Origin of the sequence: Mesobacillus subterraneus, from assembly GCF_023715485.1 — a bacterium.
In the GTDB taxonomy this organism is placed as follows: Bacteria; Bacillota; Bacilli; order Bacillales; family Cytobacillaceae; genus Mesobacillus; species Mesobacillus subterraneus_B.
In genome coordinates, this window is record NZ_JAMBOF010000040.1 from 1 (window position 1) to 1,379 (window position 1,379).

General features: G+C 49.5%; 1 rRNA gene. It reads left to right on the forward strand.

Annotation, left to right across the window (positions count from 1 at the left end):
• Positions 1-118 precede the first annotated feature (118 nt).
• A 23S ribosomal RNA gene (locus M3204_RS23420) occupies positions 119-1,379 on the forward strand; the annotation flags it as partial.

Here is a 1,379-nt window from a genome sequence, read left to right on the forward strand (position 1 = left end):
TTGTTCCTTGAAAACTAGATAATCGTAAGTAAGAAGAACCAAGAAAAACCGAGTGATCGCCATTTTAGTTTTTCTCTCTATTTAATAGAGAATCAACCACGACAATTTATTGTCAAACGGTTAAGTTAGAAAGGGCGCACGGTGGATGCCTTGGCACTAGGAGCCGATGAAGGACGGGACTAACACCGATATGCTTCGGGGAGCTGTAAGTAAGCTTTGATCCGGAGATTTCCGAATGGGGAAACCCACTGTTCGTAATGGAACAGTATCTTTACCTGAATACATAGGGTATTGAAGGCAGACCCGGGGAACTGAAACATCTAAGTACCCGGAGGAAGAGAAAGCAAACGCGATTCCCTGAGTAGCGGCGAGCGAAACGGGACATAGCCCAAACCAAGAGGCTTGCCTCTTGGGGTTGTAGGACACTCAACATGGAGTTACAAAGGAACGGGGTAGATGAAGTGGTCTGGAAAGGCCCGTCAGAGAAGGTAAAAACCCTGTAGTTGAAACTTCGTTCCCTCCTGAGTGGATCCTGAGTACGGCGGGACACGAGAAATCCCGTCGGAAGCTGGGAGGACCATCTCCCAAGGCTAAATACTCCCTAGTGACCGATAGTGAACCAGTACCGTGAGGGAAAGGTGAAAAGCACCCCGGAAGGGGAGTGAAATAGATCCTGAAACCGTGTGCCTACAAGTAGTCAGAGCCCGTTCATGGGTGATGGCGTGCCTTTTGTAGAATGAACCGGCGAGTTACGATTACATGCAAGGTTAAGTTGAGAAGACGGAGCCGCAGCGAAAGCGAGTCTGAATAGGGCGAATGAGTATGTGGTCGTAGACCCGAAACCAGGTGATCTACCCATGTCCAGGGTGAAGGTTGGGTAACACCAACTGGAGGCCCGAACCCACGCACGTTGAAAAGTGCGGGGATGAGGTGTGGGTAGCGGAGAAATTCCAATCGAACTTGGAGATAGCTGGTTCTCTCCGAAATAGCTTTAGGGCTAGCCTCACGTAGTAAGAGTCTTGGAGGTAGAGCACTGTTTGGACTAGGGGCCCTCATCGGGTTACCGAATTCAGACAAACTCCGAATGCCAAAGACTTATCCGTGGGAGTCAGACTGCGAGTGATAAGATCCGTAGTCAAAAGGGAAACAGCCCAGACCACCAGCTAAGGTCCCAAAGTATACGTTAAGTGGAAAAGGATGTGGAGTTGCTTAGACAACCAGGATGTTGGCTTAGAAGCAGCCACCATTTAAAGAGTGCGTAATAGCTCACTGGTCGAGTGACTCTGCGCCGAAAATGTACCGGGGCTAAACGTATCACCGAAGCTGTGGATTGACATCTTAGATGTCAGTGGTAGGAGAGCGTTCTAAGGGCGTTGAAG